Source organism: Haloglomus halophilum, assembly GCF_024298885.1.
In the GTDB taxonomy this organism is placed as follows: domain Archaea; phylum Halobacteriota; class Halobacteria; order Halobacteriales; family Haloarculaceae; genus Haloglomus; species Haloglomus halophilum.
This window is the reverse complement of the sequence record NZ_CP101166.1, coordinates 1,954,970-1,976,876: the sequence shown is the minus strand read 5'-3', so window position 1 is coordinate 1,976,876 and position 21,907 is coordinate 1,954,970. Positions and strand designations below refer to the sequence as shown.

General features: G+C 65.7%; 16 protein-coding genes. All 16 read right to left on the bottom strand.

Translation table 11 applies throughout. The annotated features are described in order from the left end of the window. Positions 1-130: 130 nt before the first annotated feature. Positions 131-550: an SCP2 sterol-binding domain-containing protein gene (locus NL114_RS09595; RefSeq protein WP_254824570.1), complete on the bottom strand. Its 420-nt coding sequence runs from the start codon at positions 548-550 to the stop codon at positions 131-133. Between the two features lie 168 nt (positions 551-718). After that, on the bottom strand, positions 719-2,305 hold the full coding sequence (locus NL114_RS09590) for an AMP-binding protein (RefSeq protein WP_254824569.1): 1,587 nt from the start codon (positions 2,303-2,305) through the stop codon (positions 719-721). 144 nt (positions 2,306-2,449) lie between these two features. Further along, the gene (locus tag NL114_RS09585; protein ID WP_254824568.1) at positions 2,450-4,069 is read right to left on the bottom strand and encodes a class I adenylate-forming enzyme family protein; all 1,620 of its coding nucleotides are present in this window, start codon (positions 4,067-4,069) and stop codon (positions 2,450-2,452) included. Between the two features lie 84 nt (positions 4,070-4,153). Beyond that, a complete protein-coding gene (locus tag NL114_RS09580) occupies positions 4,154-6,445 on the bottom strand; it encodes a hydantoinase B/oxoprolinase family protein (protein WP_254824567.1) in 2,292 nt (763 codons plus the stop codon). Positions 6,446-6,548: 103 nt separating this feature from the next. Further along, a complete protein-coding gene (locus NL114_RS09575; protein WP_254824566.1) occupies positions 6,549-7,070 on the bottom strand; it encodes an acetone carboxylase subunit gamma in 522 nt (173 codons plus the stop codon). Positions 7,071-7,079: 9 nt separating this feature from the next. Next, entirely contained in the window at positions 7,080-9,368 is a 2,289-nt protein-coding gene (locus NL114_RS09570) for a hydantoinase B/oxoprolinase family protein (RefSeq protein WP_254824565.1), read from the bottom strand. Beyond that, positions 9,365-11,530: a hydantoinase/oxoprolinase family protein gene (locus NL114_RS09565; RefSeq protein WP_254824564.1), complete on the bottom strand. Its 2,166-nt coding sequence runs from the start codon at positions 11,528-11,530 to the stop codon at positions 9,365-9,367. The genes NL114_RS09570 and NL114_RS09565 overlap by 4 nt, the downstream gene beginning before the upstream one ends. Positions 11,531-11,716: 186 nt before the next feature. Further along, the gene (locus NL114_RS09560; RefSeq protein WP_254824563.1) at positions 11,717-12,214 is read right to left on the bottom strand and encodes a hypothetical protein; all 498 of its coding nucleotides are present in this window, start codon (positions 12,212-12,214) and stop codon (positions 11,717-11,719) included. A gap of 102 nt (positions 12,215-12,316) precedes the next feature. Then, on the bottom strand, positions 12,317-13,114 hold the full coding sequence (locus NL114_RS09555) for an ABC transporter ATP-binding protein (RefSeq protein ID WP_254824562.1): 798 nt from the start codon (positions 13,112-13,114) through the stop codon (positions 12,317-12,319). Then, positions 13,104-14,252, bottom strand: coding sequence for a branched-chain amino acid ABC transporter permease (locus NL114_RS09550; protein ID WP_254824561.1), 1,149 nt, complete (start codon positions 14,250-14,252; stop codon positions 13,104-13,106). Before NL114_RS09550 ends, NL114_RS09555 begins: the two co-directional genes overlap by 11 nt. After that, the gene (locus NL114_RS09545; RefSeq protein WP_254824560.1) at positions 14,245-15,114 is read right to left on the bottom strand and encodes a branched-chain amino acid ABC transporter permease; all 870 of its coding nucleotides are present in this window, start codon (positions 15,112-15,114) and stop codon (positions 14,245-14,247) included. The genes NL114_RS09550 and NL114_RS09545 overlap by 8 nt, the downstream gene beginning before the upstream one ends. A 13-nt stretch (positions 15,115-15,127) precedes the next feature. Further along, positions 15,128-16,516: an ABC transporter substrate-binding protein gene (locus tag NL114_RS09540; RefSeq protein ID WP_254824559.1), complete on the bottom strand. Its 1,389-nt coding sequence runs from the start codon at positions 16,514-16,516 to the stop codon at positions 15,128-15,130. 56 nt (positions 16,517-16,572) lie between these two features. After that, positions 16,573-16,800, bottom strand: coding sequence for a hypothetical protein (locus NL114_RS09535; RefSeq protein WP_254824558.1), 228 nt, complete (start codon positions 16,798-16,800; stop codon positions 16,573-16,575). A 59-nt stretch (positions 16,801-16,859) separates the two neighbouring features. Further along, positions 16,860-18,149, bottom strand: a complete 1,290-nt coding sequence (locus tag NL114_RS21635; protein WP_286671107.1) for a PGF-CTERM sorting domain-containing protein — start codon at positions 18,147-18,149, stop codon at positions 16,860-16,862. 142 nt (positions 18,150-18,291) lie between these two features. Further along, complete coding sequence (locus NL114_RS09525) at positions 18,292-19,062, bottom strand: IclR family transcriptional regulator (RefSeq protein ID WP_254824557.1); 771 nt, start codon at positions 19,060-19,062, stop codon at positions 18,292-18,294. Between the two features lie 791 nt (positions 19,063-19,853). After that, complete coding sequence (locus tag NL114_RS09520) at positions 19,854-21,806, bottom strand: archaea-specific SMC-related protein (protein WP_254824556.1); 1,953 nt, start codon at positions 21,804-21,806, stop codon at positions 19,854-19,856. Positions 21,807-21,907: the final 101 nt, after the last annotated feature.

Sequence of the window (21,907 nt, the reverse complement as noted above, 5' to 3'; positions counted from 1 at the left end):
CCATATATAAATAGCGCAGAGGCAGCCGAGGTGCCTCCGAGGCCCACATACACCGCTCAGACATCGCGAGACGACTCACCATGACCGGCGGAGACGCCGACCTGAGCGTCAGGGGCCCCGGCAGGCAGTTTCACGCGAATTCCGTCTCGATATCCGAGCAGGACTCCACGAACGTCGTCGCGGCGTCCTGGTATTTGAGCAAGGTGTTCATACTCCCGTCCAGCTCGAAATCGCCACCCATGATACCCTCGATGGCGCCCATCTCGCCGCGGACGAGGGACTGCCAGTTCCCGTACGGGCCGGAGAGCTCGAAGCCGTTCTCGACCTCGGCCGGGTTGTCGACCGGATGAGTCCCAGTGCAGTCGCCGTCCTCGAGGCCGATGAAGTAGTGGTAGGTCTCCGGGAGCCCATCGCCAGCCTCGATGGTGAAGATGAAGTCACCGTCGAAGTCGACTCCCCAGCCTTCGGCCTGCTCGGCGTAGGTCTCGTTCGCGTTCAGTCGGTCTCCCAGTTCGTCGAACCATTCGTCGCTTGGGAATGTCTTCGCCATGTGTCAGTCACCGCCACGCGAACGATTGTCGGGGGCCAGTAAAAATCTTGGCGTGTCGTGGAGGAGATAACGGTACTTCCCCTCTCGGCATGTCGGCGCTCGACCAGTTCACTCCCCCCGGACGGACCGTCCTCGTCACGAGGGGCCGGTAGTGTCGCTGAAGCCGCCTCACCGCTTGAGTTCGTAGCCGCTCTCGCGGTCCCAGACCCCGTCGTTACCCTCTGCCATCAGCTCGTACTTCTTCACGCGCTCGGTTGCCGTCTTCGGGAGCTCGTCCCGGATGTCGATGTACCGCGGGACCTTGAAGTAGGCGAGCTTGCCGTCGCAGTAATCGACGATGTCGACGGGTGTCGGCGTCGCCCCCGATTTCGGGACGACGACCGCCTTGACGGCCTCGGAACCCCGGTCGTCCGGAACGCCGAACACCGCGGCCTCCTTCAGGTCGGGGTGGTCACTGAGGACGCTCTCGACCTCGTAGGAGGAGATGTTCCCACCAGGCTGCTGGATGGCGTACGCCTTCCGGTCGACGAAGTAGACGTAGCCGTCCTCGTCCTTGTAGCCGATATCGCCGGTGTGGAACCAGAGGTTCTGCCACGCGTCGACGGTCTCCTCGGGCCGGTTGTGATAGCCCAGCATGAACACGTTCGGCTCGAGGGGCCGGACGACGATCTCACCCTCCTCACCGGGGGATAGCGGACGGTCCTCTTCGTCGACGATCTCCATCTCCGTGTGCGGGAGGGGTTTCCCGATACTCCCGCGGCGCGGGGCGTCGACGGGGTTGATCGCCGCGATGGTCGCGGTCTCGGTGAGCCCGTACCCTTCGACCAGCTGGACATCGAAGCGGGGTTCGAACGAGTCGAAAACACCTGGCGGAGCGTTGGCACCGACGCCGTACACCGCGGGATTGTCGGCATCGTCCGGTTTCGCCTCGGTGTTGTGGAGGTTGGTGATCATCGTCCCGATGTAGTTGAACACCGTCGCGTCGTGGCGCCGAATCTGGTCCCAGAAGCGGTCCGGATCGAACTCCTCGTACAGGGCGAAATCCGTCTTCGCGAGAATCGCCCCCGGAACGGTCGTCTGCTGGGCATTGGCGTGAGAGAGGGGAAGCGTCGTGAACGCACGGTCGTCCCGGCCCGAGGACAGCACCATATCCGCGAACACGCTTCCGGTGGTGATGTAGGAGTAGTGCGGGAGGACGACGCCCTTCGGCTCGCCGGTGGTCCCGCTCGTGTAGATGATGGACATCGGATCCGAGCCGCGGGGAGACCGACTCGGTCCCATGGCCTGCTCGGCGTCCAGCAGAGCCTCGAACGGCCGGTACGACGAGCGTGGGGGAGCCTCGCCCAGCAGGAACTCCGTCTCGACGTGGTTGTCGTCACCGCGAACCGTCTCGTAGTGCTCCCGGGTCGCGTCGTCGATGAAGATCGTCGTCGCCGTGGAGTCACGCAGGACGTACGCCAGCCCCTCGCCGTGGAGGTCGGTGTTCAGCGGGACCATGACCGCCCCGGCCTTGGCGATGCCGAACCAGACGGCGAGGTACTCGGGACTGTTCTCGAGGAAGGTACAGATACGGTCGCCCGGCTCGATGCCCCGGTCGACGAGGGCGTTCGCGATGGCGTTGGACTGTCGGTCGAGTTCCCGATAGCTGTACGTCCGGTCGGCGGTGTGGACGAGCGTACCGTCACCGATGCTGGCCGCCCGGTCGGCGAGAAGCGTGACGAGGGTCTCGTGCTGGTCAGATACGACTTGGCTCATCGGTCCATGGCACAGGTGGTCGGGCGCGGGTCCGGCGACCGGCGCGCGTCGGTGCAACCATCGTGTCAGGTCAGTCCATGCGAGTAGTTAACGGTTTCCCCCGCGAATCGGGTCCCGACGCGTCGAGACCGGCGGTCGTCGCGCTCAGTTAATCTCCCGGTCGGAGTCCTCCCAGAACGGCTCCCGGAGCGCCTTCTTGTCGATCTTGCCGTACGGGGTCTGGGGCAGTTCGTCGCGGAACTCGACGTGTTTGGGGCGCTTGTAGTCCGCGAGCTCCTCGTCGGCGAACGCGTGGATCTCCTCGGTCGTGACCGACTCGTCCTCCGGAACGACGATGGCGGTCACCGCCTCACCCCACTTCTCGTCGGGGACCCCGATGACGGCGACCTGCGAGACGCCCTCGTGCGTGACCAGCACGTCCTCGACATCGGTGCTGTAGACGTTCATCCCGCCGGAGATGATCATGTTGCTCTTCCGGTCGAGCAGGTAGACGTAGCCGTCCTCGTCGCGCTTGCCGACGTCGCCGGTGTGGACCCAGCCGTCCTCGACGGTCTCGGCGGTCTTCTCGGGCAGCTGCCAGTACTCGTCCATCACGTACGGCGCGGTCGCCATGATTTCACCCTCGGCGCCGGGCGGCTGGCGCTCGCCGGTCTCCGTGTCGACGATCTTCACGTCCGCCATCAGCGCGGGCTGGCCGGCAGAGCCGAGGCGTTGCTCCTCACCCTCCTCGATGGCGATGCGGTGCTCCTCCTTCCCGAGGACGGTGATGATGTTCGGCACCTCGGTCTGCCCGTAGAACTGGGTGAACACGGTTCCGAACTCGTCGATTCCCTCACGGAGGCGGGCCGGCGTCATCGGCGCGGCGCCGTAGACCAGCGTCTCCAGCGACGACGTGTCCGTCGTCTCGAGGTCTGGGTGGTCCAGCACCGTGTAGATCATCGTCGGGACGAGGAACGTCCACGTCACGTCGTGCTCCTCGATGTCAGCCAGTGCCTGCCCGGGGTCGAACCCGGGCCGGATGACCGACTTCGCGCCGACGAGCAGGGCGGCCCACAGGAACGCCCCGGCCGAGTGGGGAAGCGGCGTCATCAGGAGCAGCGTATCGTTCCCCGTCAGGCCCAGTTCCGTGATGTGGGCGTACATGTTCTGGAGGAAGTTGTCGTGCGAGTGGACGACGCCCTTCGGGTCGCCGGTGGTGCCGCCGGTGTAGAAGTGGCCGGACGGGTCCTCGGGCCGCACGGTCACGTCCGGCGCGGTCGCGCTGTCGCCCTCGGCCTCCAGGTCGGCGAGCGAGTCGAACCGGTCGTGTTCGGTGTCGATGACGAACCCGCGCTCGACGGTGTCGACGGCGTCGACCAGCGACGCCAGCGTGTCCGTGAAATCCGCCCCCGAGATGACGGTGCCGGCCCCGGAGTCACGGAGCATGTACTCGAACTCGTCCTCGGTCAGCATGTCGTTGAGCGGGAGTTTCACCGCGCCCGTCTTCAGCAGGGCCAGGTCCGCGACGACGTAGCCGAGGCAGTTCGACATCATCAGCGCGACGCGGTCGCCGGGTTCGACCCCCCGTGCGACCAGCGCGTTCGCCACCGCGTTCGACCGTTCGTCGAGCTCCCGATAGGTGAACTCCTCGCCGTCGACGCTGATCGCGGTCCGGTCGGCGAACCGGTCGAGGCTGTCGACGAGCGCGTCCGTGAGCGTCGTCGCCGTACCCGTCTGCTCGATGCTACCGTGGCGACTGGTGGTACTGCCGCTTTCGGCCGGCATGGAACGTCCTTGTACTCCGTCTTGTAAAAAGTTACCGTACCTCAAGCCATTCAGGAGCAGAGGGCAGCTGTCGGTCCGCGGTCACTAGGGGGAGTACCCGTCGCCGAGGTCCCAGAACTCGCGGAAGTCCTGAGCCCATTCCTCGCTCGTCTCGAAGACGCCCTCGTACATCCACTGGACGCCATCGTTCCAGTCGCTCTGCTTCACGCGGGCCTGCTCCTCCTCGAAGAACTCCTCGAACGACTGGGTCCGCTCGGCTCGCTCCTCACGGATCTCCGCACGTCGCTCCGTGGTCGCTTCCTCGTCGATCGTGAACTCACGGTTCTCCGCGTCGTAGTCGCCGACCACGCCGTACACCTCCTCGACGATGTCCGGCGTGAAGACGTCCTCCTCGATGTCCGCCTTCAGCTTCTCCGGCGGCCGCTCCAGCGGGTCGCCCCACCCCGGACCACCGCTGGTCTTGTAGTGGAGCAGGTCGTAGTTCTCGAACTCCTCCGGGAAGAACATCGGGTCCTGGTCGCGGATGAACTCCTCGGCCTCGATGTCCTGCTCGAACTGGTGTTCGCCCGGGCGGTCGTCCCCGATGGAGTACGGCTCGTCCGTGACGGTCCGCCTGGCCAGGTCCGTGTCGTGTGCGCGCACGGAGTACCCAGTACCGTGGGGGTAGCCACCGGACATCCCCGAGGTACACCACGCGACGCTCGGGAGACTCACGCAGTACAGCGAGACGTCCTCGCTACCCATGACGGTGTAGAGCCCCTCCCAGCCGGAGCCGCCGCGGTACTTGCCGTGGCCCGCGGTGTTGGGCTTGACCTTCCGTCCCAGCTGGATGAGGCCCCACTGGGTCTGCTCCCACTCCTCGACGTCGCCGAGGTCGGCCTCCGGATTGAACATCGCATACCCGTAGTCCAGGCCATCGCGGCAGGCCGAAGCACCCAGGCCCTGGCACGAGAAGTCGAACGACCCCACCGGGAAGTAGTCACCCAGCGCGTCCGGGATGGCCTCGGCCAGCGAGTCCATCAGCTTCCCGCCGCCCTGGATGGCGTCCGACGGCTCCCCATAGCCCGTGACAACCTCCTCGCGGAACCCCCGCGAGAAGAAGCCACGCGAGATGCATTTCCAGACACCCTGGTAGGTGGGGAAGATGGTCCCCCAGGGGCTGTGGTAGGAAAGCTCAGGGTCCTGTGGGTTCACCACCGTCCCCTCCGGGTAGTTGGTGTCCACCGCGTAGTGGGCCCCGTCGTTCACCTTCCCGTCGTGGAGCAGACACTGGGTCAGCGACACCCAGAGTGCCCCCGCCATCGAGCCCTCGGCGCAGTTGAACGGGTGTGGACCAGGGGGCGTGGCCCCCTCCATGTCCAGTTCCACCCCGCCCTCCCCATCGACCGTGATCTCGACGGGGAGGTGGTTCATCATGTTCTGCTGGGCGCCGGGCTGCCAGGCCTTGTCCGCCCACTGGATGGGGAGGAAGCTGGCCTCGCGGTACGTCCCGGGGAAGAGCCGTTCCTGCACCCGGGATTCCATGATCTGTCGGCCCTCCTCGACGGCCTCGTAGAGGAACTGCTTGAACGTGTCCACGCCGACCTCGTCGATCATCTCGTGGATCGCCTCGCGGATCATGTGACAGCCCGCGAGCCGGCACTTCTCGTCGAGGTCCCAGTACATCGGCGTCCGCACGCCGCGCTGCCCGCGGTCCCGCCAGTCCTGATACAGCTTGTCGTCCTCCCCGATCTTCTCACACGTGGCGTACAGCCCGTCCTCGTGCCGGTTCGTCGAGGCGATCTGGTCGTGGCCGCGGGTCATCCCGCCGATGTCGATCTCGTGGGTGACACCATCCGCCCACGCCACCAGCTCCCCATCGTAGAAGATGGGGACGAAGGTGTGAACGTCCGTGGTGTGGACGTTGCCGAGGTCGTTGTCGTTGTTACAGAACACGTCCCCGGGCTGGATACCACGGTTCGTCTCGTACCCCTCCTCGATCATGTACTTGATCGCGAGCGACCCCGTGTGAACGTGGACGATGATACCGGTCGAGACGGCCACCGAGTCGCCCTCGGGCGTGTAGATCTGGAAGCACAGCTCCCCGATCTCGCGCACGATGGGTGACGCACTCACGTGCAGGGCCGTCTCACGGGCCGAGACGAGCGCCCCCCGGAGCCGTGAGTACATCTGCTCGTACTTGAACGGCTGCTCCGCTTTGAACTCGAGTTCGTCGAGGCCCTGGTAGCGGCCCGTCTCCTCGAGGAGCTGCTCGCTCTCGTCGAGCATCTCCTGGAGCGTCCGGCCGTCCCAGCCGATGGGCGGCTCTACGTGCTCGAACTCGCGTTCGCGGGTGGTCGTTCCGGGGTCGTGGAGTTCTGATTCGGGTTTGCTCATTGGTCTGGTGGTGTCATATGGAAGGTACGGTTGTGGTCGAACGGTGCCACACGGGCGTCCGGAAAACCGGTACGCGAGGAGAGCGGCAGGACGGCTGGCAGCGTCAGTCCGCGGCTTGCTCACCCTCCCGGTCCGGTGCGGGACGACCCTGCCACTCCTCGTAGAAGGTGTCGATATCCGGCTCGAACGGCTTGAGCACCGGATACCCGACCGGTACCGCGTCCACGTCGAGGAGCTGGTAGCACTCCGGGCAGTACCACTCCCGGAGCTCGAACGCCCAGTCCGGGTCGACGTGCATGTACTCCTCGTAGAGTTCCTCGAACTCGTCGTCGTCCTCGCGGACGAAGACCTCACAGGAGCGCTTCCAGTTCTCGCCGGCGTCACAGAGGTCCGTGCCACAGTCGGCCCGGATGACCCGACCATCGTCCGTGCCGACCACGAACAGATGGTCGTTCAGCGGGACGAGGATGGGGTCGTCCCAGTCGACGCGCTCCTGCAGCACCTCGCGGGTCTTCTGGAAGCGGTCCGGGTCCTTCGGGTCCGGGAGCACCTCGTTGCGCAGCTCGTCCCAGGACAGCTCTCCGTCGATCAGCGATTCCACGCGTGCTTGGTCGAGATCAGTCATTGGTATCACCTAGGGGGAGTATCCGTCGCCGAGGTCCCAGAACTCGCGGAAGTCCTGAGCCCATTCCTCGCTCGTCTCGAAGACGCCCTCGTACATGTACTGGACGCCGTCGTTCCAGTCGCTCTGCTTCACGCGGGCCTGCTCCTCCTCGAAGAACTCCTCGAACGACTGAGTCCGCTCGGCCCGCTCCTCACGGATCTCCGCACGTCGCTCCGCGGTCGCTTCCTCGTCGATCGTGAAGTCACGGTTCTCCGCGTCGTAGTCGCCGACCACACCGTACACCTCCTCGACGACGTCCGGCGTGAAGATGTCCTTCTCGATGTCCTCCTTCAGCTTCTCCGGCGGCCGCTCCAGCGGGTCACCCCAGCCGGGGCCACCACTGGTCTGGTAGCGGAGCAGGTCGTAGTTCTCGAACTCCTCCGGGAAGAACATCCCGTCGTGGTCGCGGATGACCTCCTCGGCGTCAATCTGGTCCTCGATCCGGCCGTGGTGGGGCATGTCGTCCAGCGGGTACGGCTCGTCCGTGACGGTCCGCTTGGCCAGATCCGTGTCGTGTGCGCGAACGGAGTAGCTGGTCCCGCCGGGGTAGCCGCCGGACATGCCGGCGGACGACCACGTCACCGTCGGGATGCTGAGCGCGTACAGCGAGACGTCCTCGCTGCCCATGACGGTGTGGAGTCCCTCCCAGCCGGAGCCACCGCGGTACTTGCCGTGGCCCGCGGTGTTGGGCTTGACCCGCCGGGCCAGCTGGATGAGGCCCCACTGGGTCTGCTCCCACTCCTCGACGTCGCCGAGGTCCGCCTCGGGGTTGAACATCGCGTACCCGTAGTTCAGCCCGTCACGACACGCCGAGGCACCGAGCCCCTGACACGAGAAGTCGAACGGGCCGACCGGGAAGTAATCACCCAGCGCGTCCGGGATGGCCTCGGCCAGCGAGTCCATCAGCTTCCCGCCGCCCTGGAGCGCGTCGCAGGGCTCCCCGTACCCGGTGATCACCTCCTCGCGGAACCCCCGCGAGAAGAACCCGTTGGAGAGGCACTTCGACACCGCCAGGTACGTCGGGAAGATCGTCAGCCACGGAGTGTGGTACGACAGCTCGGGGTCCTGTGGGTTCACCACCGTCCCCTCCGGGTAGTTGGTGTCCACCGCGTAGTGGGCCCCGTCGTTCACCTTCCCGTCGTGGAGGATGGACTGGGTGAGATACACCCAGAGCGCCCCCTCCATCGAACCCTTCGCGCAGTTGAACGGGTGCGGACCGGGGGGCGTGGCCCCCTCCATGTCCAGCTCCATCCCGCCCTCCCCGTCGATGGTCATCTCGACGGGGAGGTGGTTCATCATGTTCTGCTGGGCGCCGGGCTGCCAGGCCTTGTCCTCCCACTGGATGGGGTGGAAGCCGGTCTCGCGGTACGTCCCCGGGAACATCCGCTCTTTGACCCGGGATTCCATGATCTGTCGGCCCTCCTCGACGGCCTCGTAGAGGAACTGCTTGAACGTGTCCACGCCGACCTCGTCGATCATCTCGTGGATCGCCTCGCGGATCATGTGACAGCCCGCGAGCCGGCACTTCTCGTCGAGGTCCCAGTACATCGGCGTCCGCACGCCGCGCTGCCCGCGGTCCCGCCAGTCCTGGTACAGCTTGTCGTCCTCACCGATCTTCTCACACGTGGCGTACAGCCCGTCCTCGTGCCGGTTCGTCGAGGCGACCTGGTCGTGGCCGCGGGTCATCCCGCCGATGTCGATCTCGTGGGTGACACCGTCGGCCCAGGCGACGAGTTCGTCCTCGTAGAAGATGGGGACGAAGGTGTGGACGTCGGTGGTGTGGACGTTTCCGAGGTCGTTGTCGTTGTTGCAGAACACGTCCCCGGGCTGGATACCACGGTTCGTCTCGTACCCCTCCTCGATCATGTACTTGATCGCGAGCGACCCCGTGTGAACGTGGACGATGATACCGGTCGAGACGGCCACCGAGTCGCCCTCGGGCGTGTAGATCTGGAAGCACAGCTCCCCGATCTCGCGCACGATGGGCGACGCACTCACGTGCAGGGCGGTTTCGCGGGCCGAGACGAGTGCGCCCCGGAGCCGCGAGTACATCTGTTCGTACTTGAACGGGTCGTTCTCCTTGAGTTCGAGTTCGTCGAGGCCCTGGTAGCGGCCCGTCTCCTCGAGGAGCTGCTCGCTCTCGTCGAGCATCTCCTGGAGCGTCTGGCCGTCCCAGCCGATGGGCGGCTCTACGTGCTCGAACTCGCGTTCGCGGGTGGTCGTTCCGGGGTCGTGGAGTTCTGATTCGGGTTTGCTCATTGGTCTGGTGGGGAGAGGTGGTAGATGCGGTTGTTGTCGAGCGATGCCTCCCAGCCCGGCGGCACCAGCATCGTCGTCGCCGGGGCCTCCGTGACCGCCGGCCCCTCGATGACGTTGCCGGCCTGGATGTGGTCCATGTCCCAGATGTCGGCGTCGTGCCAGTCACCCTCCCAGTAGATGGCCCGCTCGTTCTTGTGGGCCTGCTCGGGCGGCGTGTCCGCCGAGACGGGCTCCTCCTCGGGGAGTTCGGGCTTCGTCGAGGGCGCGACACCCGTCCCGATGGCGACGGTGAACTGGTAGCCGTTCTCTGGTGAGCGGGCCGCACGCTGGAACACGCGGCCGAACTCGTCCTCGAACCGCTCGATGATCTGTTCGATGTCATCGCCGTCCAGGCCCCCGTCCCAGAAGTCCTCGATCTGGACCTCCAGGTCGTCGAGCATGCCGGTGTACTGGGCACGGATGGCCGGACGGAACTCCATGACATCGGGGTCGATGCCGTCGCGCTCGAAGGCGCCGGCCGCCTTGTCGCGCACCTTGTGGAACACCTGGGTCAGGGTGTCAGCCACGTCGTCCGCGTTGCTGAAGTCGGGCTGCAGGATGACGTCGACGGACTGGTCGTGCCGGTACGCCGAGTCGGCACACGCGGTGCCGAACGCGGAGAACGCGGCCGCCCAGTCCGGGACGAGGATGTCCTTGAAGTTCAGCGGCTTGCAGTAGCCGGCCGCGTGGAGCGGCCCGCCGCCACCGTAGCTGATGAGGTTGTAGTTCTCGGGTGCGTAGCCCAGCCCGTGGACCATCGACCGGAGCTCGTTGGCCATGTCGCGCTCGACGATGTTGAGCACGCCACGGGCCGTCTCGACGGGGTCCTCGCCGAGCTGGCTGGCGAGCTGCTCGTCGATGGCCTCCCGCGCTGCGTCGACGTCGATGGGGATGTCGCCACCGAGGAAGAAGTCGGGGTTGATGTAGCCCAGCAGCGCCGTGCAGTCCGTGACGGTCGGCGTATCCAGGTCGGCGTTCTGGTTCGCGACGCCGACCTCGTACCCGGCCGAGTCCGGCCCGACCTCGATGCGGTCGGAGGCGCGGTCGACACGCAGGTACGACCCCGTCCCCGAGCCGATGGAGTCCAGCGCGGTCATCGGGATGTTGGTCGGGATCTGCGCCAGCGTCTGGTCCCAGCGCGTCGGGTAGTGGCCCTCGGTGATGAGCGCCACGTCGAAGCTCGTGCCCCCGACGTCCGAGCAGACGAGGTTGTCGATGCCCAGTTTGTCGGTGAGGAACTCGCCGCCGAACACCCCACCGATGGGACCCGACAGCATCGTCTCCGCCAGCCAGTCGTGGTCCGGCGCGATGGTTCCACCGGACGAGGTCAGAACCCGGAACGGCGAGTCCAGTCCCTCCTCCTGCAGCGTGTCCTCGATGTTGTAGAGCTGTTCGCGCGACGGCTCCACGGCGTAGGCCTCGAGGATGAGCGTGTTCAGCCGCGGGGTCTCGCCCCGAACCGGGTTCTGCTCGCTCGAGAGCCACACCGGTGTGTCGTCGTTGCGCTCGTCCTTGATCTCCTCGGCGATCTCCTTGATCTTCTGCTCGTGTTCCTGATTCGCGTAGGAGAAGATCGTACAGACGGCGATGACCCGCACGTCGCGGTCGAGCAGGTCGTGGACGGCCTCCCGAATCTCGTCCTCGTAGATGCTGATGATCGGGACGCCGAGCATGTTGACGCGCTCGCGGACGCCCTTGATGTTCTCACGGGGGACGAGCGGCTCGGGGTGTTCGTGTTCCCGCGCGTGGAGCCGACCCGCGTACGACAGGTCGGCCCAGCTGGCGATGCCGCGGCCCATCCGGTGGTGGTCCTCGAAGCCGGCGGTCGTGATGACACCGATATCCCCCTCACCCTCGCGCTCGAGGAGCCGGTTGAGCATCGCCGTGCCGGCGTAGACGACGCCGTCGAGCGAGGCGGCACTCTCGCTGAACGAGGTGCCCCAGTACCCGAGCCCGTTGTCGAACGAGTTCTTCACGCCGACCGACTCGTCGTCCGGCGTTGTCTGTGCTTTTCCGACCGTGTAGTTGGCCTCCTCGTCCACGATGAACGAGTCCGTCATGGTCCCACCCGTGTCGAGGGCGAGGAGACGCGGTTCGTGTTCTGACTGGTCTTCAGTGCTCATCGATTGGCTGACCTCCGTTCACGGGAAGTGTTCGCACTCCTCCCGCGTCACAGGGACCCACGGAACCCCCTCACTAAAGATTTGCCCATCAGTAGACGGTGTGCTACATATACCAGCCCGTGTCCGCGGTCGATGCAGCGTGCGGAGAACCAGTCCGGCCACGACGGCACGAGAGGCCGACCGCGACTATCCCATGACCAGCTCGCCGTACGTCCCGCCGAGGATGACCCCGAAGAGGACGAACCCGGCGAGGAGCGAGCCGTCGAGATACGGGACGACGACGACCGGCGCCAGCATCGGTACGATGACGGCGCCGAGGCCGAAGCCGACGACGAGCCCGTAGACGAGCCCCATCGCCGTCGTGACGACCAGCGCCATCCCGAAGCGGTTCGTCAGCGGCATCACCATGTTCTTCGCGGCCTCCGAGCGGGTCGTCAGCGACAGCACGGTCGAGATGTAATCGTCGATGTACCGCGTGACGATGGCCGCAAAGAGGATGCCGAGGATGACACTGAGGAACAGCAGCGCCACCCACCCGCCGACGAGCGAGGGCTGGTCGACCATGTACACCCGCCCCATCGCGGGCATCATGGGGGTCGTGAACTGGATGACGACGCCCAGCGTGATTCCGCCGAACAGTGCACCCACGACCGCGGCTCTCAGTTCCTCCGTATCAGGCGACATGTGTTAACACACCATGCTGTGTATCACGGATCGTAATCAATCTACCCCTGCCAGGGACCCCGGCCACCGTAGCGCCGACGAGTGCGAGCGACGACACGGGACTCACATCTCCTCCCCGAGGTAGGCCTTCTGGACGGCCTCGTCGTCGGTGATGGTCTCGGGCGGGCCCTCGGCGATCTTCGAGCCGAACTGGATGACGATGGCCCGGTCGATGAGGTCCAGCAGCCCGCGCATGTTGTGGTCGACGACGATGAACGTCATGCCTCGCCAGCGCAGTGACTCGAGCAGCTCGGAGACCTCCGCGACCTCCTGACTCGAGAGGCCGGCGAACGGCTCGTCGACCAGCACCAGGTCGGGGTCGGTCGCGATGGCACGCGCCAGTTCCAGCCGGAGGAGCCCGGCGTGGGGAAGCTCGCCGGGAGTCGACCGGAGCCGGTTCCCGAGCCCGACCCGGCGACAGATCTCGGCAGCGATCTCTTCCGTCTCCTGCTGGAACCCGGAGGTGGAGACGAGCCGGTCGGGCATCAACGAGAGCGCGACGTTCTCGACGACCGTCCGGTCGTCGAGCGGGGCGAAATCCTGGAACGTCCGGGCCATTCCCCGTTTTATCATCGCGTCGCCGGGGTAGCCCGTCACGTCCTCGTCCCGGTACCGGACGGTGCCGCTGGTCGGTTTGTGGGCGCCCATGATGCAGTCGAACGTGGTCGACTTCCCGGCACCGTTCGGGCCGATGAACCCCAGTATCTCCTGCTCCTGCACGGTGAAGGAGAGGTCATCGACCGCGACCAGTCCACCGAACTCCTTGCGCAGGTTGTCGACGACGAGCATCCCGTCGTCCGAGTCGCGTGCTGTTCGTGACCCTGGTCCACTGGTCGACGTCTCGGGGGTATCAGTACTCATTGTCCTGTGACTGGCCGCTGTTCGGGAGCGATTCCGCCTGTTTCTCCGCGACCTGTTCGACCGGGGTCGTCCCGCCGTCGGCGGCCGTCTCCGACGGGCGTCTCGTGGGGTCCTCCAGCTCCGGCTCGCTCCGCTGGAGCAGCGCCGGCACCAGCCCCTCGGGCCGGTAGTACACCACGACCATGCCGAGGACGAACAGCACGACCGGGATGACGTCGCTCAACGTCTGCTCCAGCATCGGGAGCGCGACATCGAACTCCCCGGCGACGAACTGGAGCCCGCCGAACAGGAGCGCACCCACCATCGGCCCGATGATCGTCCCGAGGCCGCCGAGCACGCTGACGATGACGATGTTCAGGCTCAGCGTGTCGGCGAGCAGCTGGTCGGGGTGCGGGAAGCCGGCCGTGGAGTGGACGAACAGCGCGCCGGCGAGGCCGGCGGTCATCGCGCTGAGGACGAAGGCGAACACCTTGTGCTTGGCCGGCGCGATCCCGGCGGCGACGACCGCATCCTCGTCCTCGCGGATGGCCGACAGGATCCGCCCGGAGTCGCTGCGGGTGTAGGCGAACAGCGCCAGGAACAGCACCAGCAGCACCGCGTACGAGATGTAGAAGTCGATGATGGTGGCCATCGCCGAGCGGTTCACGGTGACGAGGGCGCCGGTGCTCCCGCCGGTGCCGGCGAGGCTCGTCGGCGGGCTCTTGAAGCCGAACGACCCCTTGAACACGCCGTCGAACAGGATGACGATCTGGAAGAATATCGTCGGGATGACGAGCGTGACCAGGGCGAGGTACGCACCGCGGATACGGAGCGCCGGGATGCCGATGGCGAGCCCGGCGAGCCCGGACAGCACCATCGCGACGGGGATACTGACCAGCGGCGAGACCCCGTGTGTGATGTTGAGGATCGCGGTCGTGTACCCCCCGACAGCGATGAACGCGGCGTGTCCGAGGTTGAGCTGCCCGGTGTAGCCCGAGGCTACGTCCCAGGTCATCGCGAACATCATCAGGTAGAGGATGCCGATGATGGTGATCAGCTGGGTCTGCGTCGTGACGACGGGCGAGAGCCCGAGGGCGACGAGGAACACCAGGCCGAGGTAGTATCGGCGCGGGAGCCCCCGCAGGAAGCCGTCAGACATCGGTGTCCACCCCCCGTCCGAACAGTCCCTGTGGCCGCACGAGCAGGATGACGATGAGCAGGGAGAGCGGAACGACCCCGGTCAGCTGCGAGCTGACCACCGACGTCGTGATGGTCTCGACGAAGCCGATGAGGTAGGCGGCGATGATGCTCCCCTTGATCGACCCCAGCCCGCCGAGGACGACGATGGTGAACGACAGCAACAACGGCTGCAGCCCCATGTTCCACTGCCCCGTCTGGTAGGAGGTCAGCAGGACGCCGGCGAACCCGGCGAACATGGCCGCCAGCATCCAGGTGTAGAGCTTCATCCGGCGCTGGTCGATGCCGACGAGGGAGGCGCCCTTCTCGCTCATGCTCATCGCGATTATCGCCTTCCCGATATCCGTCCGCTCCACGAGGACGAACAGCCCGGCCATGAGGACGACGGACGAGACGAAGACGAAAATCGTGTTGTTCTGGATGCCCGTGCCGGCGATACTGACCGACCCGGGAGCGATCTGTGGGATGGAGATGGTCTGCTTGGTGACGAAGATGCCGAAGCCGAACTGGATGAGGAAGCCGGCGAGCAGTGTCAGTATCAGCACCGCCACGGTGTTGTCCTCGACGGGTTCGATCACCTGTAGGTAGAGAACGCCGCCGACGAGCCCCGTCACGACGACCGCGCCGACGAGGCCCAGTATCGGGGAGAGCCCGTACCGGAAGGAGATGAAGTAGGAGGTGAACCCCCCGAGCGCGAGCAAGGCCCCGTGGGCGAGGTTGAACACCCCGCCGACGCCGAAGATGAGGGTGAAGCCGATAGCTACGAGCGCGTACAGCGAGCTGATCGCGATTCCGCTTATCAGTATGTTGGTGATGTTGACCATTCCTGTCCACCTCCTAGCGGAGCCACGGCGTCTTCTTGATCTTGTACTCGCCGCCCGCCGCCCGCTTGGGCGCGATGGTCTCCATGCGAGCCTCGCCGTTCTTCTCGCCCTGCCACTGGATCACGGGCGGGAACCCCAGCTCGTTCCAGGTCTCGATGTCCGGTGCGCTCCACTTGATGTCGTGCGGGTACTGGGCGTCTTCATCGTAGTACTCGAGGGTCGGTTTCAGGATGCTCCCGTTCCAGGTCCGCTGTTTCAGGTACGGGATGAGGTCCTCCGGGTCGGTGGAACCGGTCGCCTTCACCGCCTCCACCCAGTTGTTGACCGCATCGTACGCACAGAAACAGGAGTAGGCACTGGTCTTGTAGCCGTACTCCTGTTTGAACCGGTCCTGCATCGTCGACATCTGGGGGGTCTGCTGGCTGTCGAAGGCCCCCATGTTCAGCGTCCAGAGGCCGGGCGAGACCCGACCGACGGCCTCCCAGAAGTCCGGCGCCATCGCGAGCAAGTGGATGCCGCCGAAGTCGAACGGGCGCTCGGAGGTCCCCCACTGCCGGGCTGCGGTCATCCCGGTGAGGACCAGGTTCGCACAGACGAGGTCACAGTTGGCCTCCTCGGCCTGGTCGAACAGCGGCTTCCAGTCGATGATGGACTGCGAGGTCCGCTTCGCGATGGGGACCTCCGCGATTCCCCGGTCACGGATGCCCTGCACCAGGGGGTCCGCGACGGCGTCGTACACCTCCAGATTCTCGGTGAAGACGGCGATGCGGTCCCAGCCCATCCGGTCGGCCGCGGTCTCGAGGAAGTTGAGCTCCGCGTCGCGGGCCTGAGCCATGTTCCCGATGGACCGGAAGTTGTACTTGTGGCGCTCGTAGTTGCTGGCGATCTTCTCGACCACGGGCACCGACGCCCCACACGAGAAGTACGAGAGCGTCTGCGTGCTCGCGATGGGTTCCATCATCAGCTTGTACGACTGTCCGAGGAAGCCGCCGTTGAGCACGTCGACCTCCTCGTCCAGACAGAGCTCCCGTGTGTTCTGCCGTGAGGCGGCGGGCGAGATGTCGGTGCTCCGGTTGAGGAGTTTGAGGTCGGCACCCAGCACGCCGTTGGACGACTGGTTGTGCTCCTTGACGGCCAGCGCCGCACCACGCTGTGCGTCGCGCCCGATGGTGTAGTCGTCGGGGAGGGGCCACATCCCGCCGATCTTGAGCGTTTCACCCTTGAACAGGTCGTTCGGTACCTCGGTGCCCGGACCCGTCTCGTTCCCGGTGCCCGCCGGACCCGCCGCATCGAGGCTCCGACAACCGGCGATGCCAACTGTCGTCGCCCCGGCGATGGCAGATCGCAGTAGATCGCGACGGTCGACGGTTCCGTCTCTGGTGTCACCGCTGTCTCGCGGCATGGGTAGCGGTAACCAGAACAGTGCATAAAATGATTCTGCGGGCAATCACCGGGTGTTTAATTGCCTGAATCGGACTCGTCGTCGGTATCGGGCCATTCGCCCCGGCGGGCGTCGAGCCAGTCCCGTCGGTGGCGCTCGCTGCAGAACTCGACCCGACGGACACCCGGACCGGCGAGCGGCGTCATCCGAGGGGCGAACCTGGTCGGGAGCGTGACATCCGGCGGGTCCTCCGGGAGTTCGTCGCCACAGACCGCACACGCGTCGTCGTCAGCTCGTCGTGTCATGAGTTGTCACGGGACGTGTTCGGACAAGAATGTTCGGGCGGTGAACGGTGCAGCGGGTGTTACGACCGTCTCACGGCCAGCAGGGCGGCCACAAGGGTCCCCAGCAGCGCGACGACGAACCCGAACCCGGGGCCGCTCTGGGCGGTCGGTGACCCCTCATCCGGGGCCTGCTGGGCGTCGTTCGAGCCACCACCACTGGTCGCTGTCGCCGTCTCCGTCGGCGTGTTCGCGCCACTCTGGTCGGCTGGCGTCGGCGACGCCGTCTCCGTCGCGGTGGCCGTCGCCGTTGGAGTTGGCGTGTCCGTCGCCGTTGGAGTCGGTGTCGCCGTCGGTGGTGGAGTGGCCGTCGCGGTCTGCTCGTTCCCGGACCCTGGCGTGGGGGATGGGGTGGACGTACTATCGGACCCGGAGGCCGTCGGTGTGGGCGTCACGGTCGGTGTCGCGGTCGCGGTTGCTGTCGACGCGGTCGATACCGTGGTGTCCTTCCAGGGGTTGTCCGGGTTCGTGCCCGGCGGACCGAACTTCTCGATGGCGTCCTGGCGGTTCTCGCAGTCGCTACAGAAGTACTGCCAGTGGTTGTACCCCTTCCAGCCGATCTCCTCGCCCTGATAATTGGTTCCGTTGATCCAGATGGTCATCCGGTACCAGCCGGGCTCCTCGGGGTTCGCCCAGCAATCGCCGAGCGCCGCGACGAAGGAGTCGCTGTGGTTCAACGGGATATTCCGGTCGCCGAAGCTGTCGGGCCCGGCGAACTGGAAGTACCCGTACGTACTGTTGATATTCGAGTTCTGGATGGCACTCACCAAGCTGTCGTCCCCGCCGCCGCGGGTGGAGTGGTACTTGCTGGCCCCGTCGTTGCCGCGGTCGATACCGGCCGCCTGGGTGTCGGCGACCGTACACTCGCCGGCCGAGTCACCGCCGAACCGGCCCCACGGCGCGTAGATGCCGACGAACTCGTAGTACTCCATGTTGAAGTCCTCCTTCACCGGCCAGGAGCGGAAGGCGTAGCTCGCACCCTGGTAGCCGGGTTCGTGCTGGCCCTGCCCGTAGAAGAACCAGTGAGAGTTCCATTTGACCTCGGTGAAGTCATCCCCGAACATCAGGGGGTGGTCGTTGGGGCTCGGATCATTCGGTGCGGCACAGTCGTGGCCGTACTCACTGTACTCCGAGTACTCGCTCGGGTCCGGACAGTCCGGGTTGTCCGGCTCGTTGGACCCGTCGTAGTTCTGTTCCTGCAGTTCCATCGAGGTCTGACTGGCGCCCGCGTACAGCGCGCTGGTGGACCCAGCGACCGCCACGATGGCGAGTATGCCGAGCGCCACACAGAGGGTGAGCGTTTTCCGGTGCATGTCTGACTGATCAATCCGCTGTCCTTCGAGCGGATGTGCCAGCATGTGTCTCACCCCCACACTAAGCGTGATGCCGTAACACACGGGCGGTTTAACAACCCGCTTCACCTGAACCATCCGCAACTACGCCGAACGCCGGGGGTCAGCCGTGTCGCTCGGCGTACCGGTCGCCGATGTCGGCCGCGGCGAGCGCCACGACATCCGGGAGCTCCGACTGGAAGTACTCGTCGTCGACCTGGTTCGACATCCCGGAGACGCTGACCGCCCCGAGCACCTCACCGCGGTGGTGAATCGGCGCGGCGACCGACTGGACGCCGAGGGCGACCTCGTGTTCGCTGATGGCGTACCCGCGCTGGCGGACGGCCGCCAGCTCCTCGAACAGCGCTTCCTCGTCCGTGATGGTGTGTTCGGTCCGGCCCGGAAGGCCGTAGCTGTCCACGATGTTCCGGACCCTGCTGTCGGGAAGATGTGCGAGGATGGCCTTGCCCGAGGCCGGTCGATGGAGGTGGGTCCGCTTGCTGACCCGCCCGTACGTCCGGACGGCGTCGTCGCTGACGACGCGGTCGAGGTAGACCGCCCGACCGTGCTCCTCGACGACGAGCCAGGCGACCAGTGAGGTCTCCTCGGCCAGCGAGCGGAGCGTCTCGTCGGCGAGGCCGGCTATCGGGACGGAGTTGCAGGCCGCGGTCCCGTGGTAGAAGAACTTGAGGCTCAGATGGTAGCGCCCGCCCTCGTTGACCAGATACTCCAGCGACTCCAGCGTCGACAGGTACCCGTGGATCGTGCTCTTCGCGAGGTCCAGCCGCTCGGACAGTTCACCCAGTTCCGCGCCATCCTGCTCGTGGATGTACTCGATGATCTCGAACGCGGTTCGAGCCGACTTCACCATCCGCCCGGGCTCGCTGAGTGCCATGACAACGAGGAACGGGGGACCCATTATCATAATTTCGGTTATTTAATAAACAACCATCCATGACCGGCGCGAATCGGTGTGAACATCGTGAATAGCCCGTTTTATACATCGCCGCGAACCGTGTGAAACGTTGACAGCCATCACCAAACACATAATGCTAGTTATGAATTCGTAGTGGCATACGATTTGGGACAACCGAACGGACCCCACCCGGCCACGGGGTGGGCAAACCCGGGACATTATGTCGTGACCTCGGCTGAGCTGGGGCGCTCGAAGATCCGGTTCGACGTGCCGAAGTTCCGGCAGATTACCATACAAGAATACAACTAGAGAATATTCAGATATGCCGAACTTGACGAGTATTTTGCGATGTGCTTGAGCAAAGAATATATTCATATACCGAAATCAATCCCGGGAGATCCCGTTCGCTGGCCGACATCTGTTCGGCGATTGCGAACCAGGAGTCCCTGAGACACAGCTCACCCCGGTGGAGATTTCGTAAAGTCGAATAGGAGACCAATATCGGCCACAGAGACCCAGAAACGCCCATATCTGGATACCCCGGAACGACGATATGTCGTGGATACCCAGCCATCAGGACGGGAAGAGGAGCCGACACGTATCGCGTCTTCGCGGCGGCCGACCGGCCCGGGACCGTGTTCGAGCGGCCTGCCATCGGAGCCGGCCGATGCTCTTTACATCCATATTGTTGTAAACTTCTGCTTTACATCCATACGGTTGGAAAGAGATTGCGGGGCCGTCGGGCAGATGCGGTGGCCCGAGGGGACGGCTCATCCGGTCGGACGGAACTCGGCGGGGGAGATTCGGTCGTGGATGTCGGGCAGCGCGTCGGCGTCCTCCGGGAGGAGCGCGACGAGGAGATACGACGAGAAGTCGGCGAAGTACGATACGAGGTCGGCGATGCGTTCGGCATCGATGGCCTCGAGCGAGTCCAGCGTGATGAACGGGACCGTCTCGTGGACGTCGTGCGCGAGGTAGCCGGAGAGGGCGACGACCAGTCCGATGACCTCGCGCTCGCTCTCGCTCAGATGGTCGATGACGTCCTCGTACACGGTTCCCCCCTCGTCCTCGCGGATGACGTGGAGGTCGAACGTCGTCTCCGACCCACGGGCGTCGCCGGCCCCACCCTTGCGCTCGATCCAGACGCGGGCGATGTTGCTGAACTGGAGGATGCCCAGGATGTCGGCCATCCGTTCGTTGAACTCCTCGACGACGGCGGTCTCGAGGTCCGTGATGTGGGACCGCTGCTGCTCCAGTTCCCGACTCAGCTCGTCGACCTGCTCCGACAGGTCGCCCGGGTCGGGAAGGTCGCTGATATCGGCGAGTTCCTCGTCGATGTCGTCGCGCTCCTGCTCGAGCTGGCCGCGCTCGTACTGCAGTTCGCTCAGCTCCTCGTACGTCTCCAGCAGGTCGTTCTCCCTGAGTGCCTCCGTCTCGGCCGCTTCCACCTCCAGCTCCTGGATGGCCTCGCGGAGCGTCGCCGCCGTCGACTCGAGCTGTTCGAGGCGCTGCTCGCGCTGGTCGATCTTCTCCTCGGTCCGCTCGATGTCGTGCTCGACGCTGGAGCTCCGCTGGCGCTGCTGCTCCAGCTCCGCGAGCCGGTCCTCGACCTCGTCGATCCGCTGAGCGGCGTCCTCGCGGTCGCTCCGGCGGCCCTCGACGATGGATTCCAGCTCCGCGAGCCGGTCGTCGATGGCGCCCCGCTCGACGCGGCTCCCGCAGGTCCAGCAGACCACGCCCTGCTCGGGTTCGGGCGCGAGCGCCGCCGTCACGTCCTCGTCCTCGGCCTCGATGGAGGGGAGCTGGTGGTCCTCGTCGGCGAGTATCTCCCGGTTGAACTCGAGGATGGTGGTCAGGCTGGATATCTCGGCGTCGAGCTCCCGTTTCTCCTGCCGGAGGTCGGTCAGCGTCCGCTCCAGGTCACTCCGGTCGGCCTCTGACCCCCCGGGGAGCGCCGCCCGCTCCTCCCTGAGTTCCTCGAGTTCGGTCTCGAGGGCCGACAGCTCCGACTCGACCAGCTCGATCTCGTCCTCGGTCTCGCTCAGCTCCTGGCGCCGGCTGTCGAGTTCGTCGACGATCTCATTGGCGTCCTCCGCGGCCTCGGCATCCTCCTCGAACTCGGCGACGGTCGCACGGAGGTCCGCGATGCGCTCGTCGATCGTCTCGATGCGCTCGTCGATCTCGCTCCGGCGCTGCTCCAGCTCCGGGAGCTCGTTGCGCCGCTCGGCGACGCGTTCCTGCTCGCGTTGCAGCTCCTCCCGCTCGGTCTGTAGCTCGCGGATACGCCGCTCGATGGCCGCCGTGTCGACCGGCCGCATCACCACGTCGTGGAGGTTCTTCCCCCGGGCGACCGTCCGCCGGACCTCGTTGTCCTCGAACAGGGAGACGAAGAGGTCGACCAGCGCCTCGGAGTCGGTGAACGGCTCCCCGCTGGCGACGACGCCCGACCCCGTGCGGCGGTACGACCGGGTGTAGGTCTCGTCGCCGATGGTCAGCGAGACCTCCCCCTCGTCGGCGCTGCTCCTCAGGGTCGCCTCGGTCCCCCCGAGCACGCCGTTCACCGCGCGCAGGAGCGATGTCCGGTTGGTCGCGTTGTAGCCGGTGAGGAGGGTCACGCCCGGGGAGAACTCCACCTGAGCCGTGTCGATTCCACCGATGTTCGAGGCGGTCAGCGTGGCATCGCCGGTGACCACCCCGGTATCTGTCTGTGGCCCGTCAGTCATTGGTCCTATCTCCACATCTACGCCCCCTGTAATCAATCCTTCCGCCGAGGAACCGGTCCGTAGGTGTTCGAGAGGTGGCCGTGGAGCAGGCTCGAGCAGCC

What these genes read in the sequence shown, in the direction of transcription:
- NL114_RS09545 (WP_254824560.1), bottom strand. Translation starts at nt 15,114, where the DNA reads ATGGTCAACATCACCAACATACTGATAAGCGGAATCGCGATCAGCTCG.
- NL114_RS09525 (WP_254824557.1), bottom strand. Translation starts at nt 19,062, where the DNA reads ATGGCACTCAGCGAGCCCGGGCGGATGGTGAAGTCGGCTCGAACCGCG.
- NL114_RS09595 (WP_254824570.1), bottom strand. Translation starts at nt 550, where the DNA reads ATGGCGAAGACATTCCCAAGCGACGAATGGTTCGACGAACTGGGAGAC.
- NL114_RS09570 (WP_254824565.1), bottom strand. Translation starts at nt 9,368, where the DNA reads ATGAGCAAACCCGAATCAGAACTCCACGACCCCGGAACGACCACCCGC.
- NL114_RS09540 (WP_254824559.1), bottom strand. Translation starts at nt 16,516, where the DNA reads ATGCCGCGAGACAGCGGTGACACCAGAGACGGAACCGTCGACCGTCGC.
- NL114_RS09565 (WP_254824564.1), bottom strand. Translation starts at nt 11,530, where the DNA reads ATGAGCACTGAAGACCAGTCAGAACACGAACCGCGTCTCCTCGCCCTC.
- NL114_RS09575 (WP_254824566.1), bottom strand. Translation starts at nt 7,070, where the DNA reads ATGACTGATCTCGACCAAGCACGCGTGGAATCGCTGATCGACGGAGAG.
- NL114_RS09550 (WP_254824561.1), bottom strand. Translation starts at nt 14,252, where the DNA reads ATGTCTGACGGCTTCCTGCGGGGGCTCCCGCGCCGATACTACCTCGGC.
- NL114_RS09520 (WP_254824556.1), bottom strand. Translation starts at nt 21,806, where the DNA reads ATGACTGACGGGCCACAGACAGATACCGGGGTGGTCACCGGCGATGCC.
- NL114_RS09580 (WP_254824567.1), bottom strand. Translation starts at nt 6,445, where the DNA reads ATGAGCAAACCCGAATCAGAACTCCACGACCCCGGAACGACCACCCGC.
- NL114_RS09555 (WP_254824562.1), bottom strand. Translation starts at nt 13,114, where the DNA reads ATGAGTACTGATACCCCCGAGACGTCGACCAGTGGACCAGGGTCACGA.
- NL114_RS09585 (WP_254824568.1), bottom strand. Translation starts at nt 4,069, where the DNA reads ATGCCGGCCGAAAGCGGCAGTACCACCAGTCGCCACGGTAGCATCGAG.
- NL114_RS09590 (WP_254824569.1), bottom strand. Translation starts at nt 2,305, where the DNA reads ATGAGCCAAGTCGTATCTGACCAGCACGAGACCCTCGTCACGCTTCTC.
- NL114_RS21635 (WP_286671107.1), bottom strand. Translation starts at nt 18,149, where the DNA reads ATGCACCGGAAAACGCTCACCCTCTGTGTGGCGCTCGGCATACTCGCC.
- NL114_RS09535 (WP_254824558.1), bottom strand. Translation starts at nt 16,800, where the DNA reads ATGACACGACGAGCTGACGACGACGCGTGTGCGGTCTGTGGCGACGAA.
- NL114_RS09560 (WP_254824563.1), bottom strand. Translation starts at nt 12,214, where the DNA reads ATGTCGCCTGATACGGAGGAACTGAGAGCCGCGGTCGTGGGTGCACTG.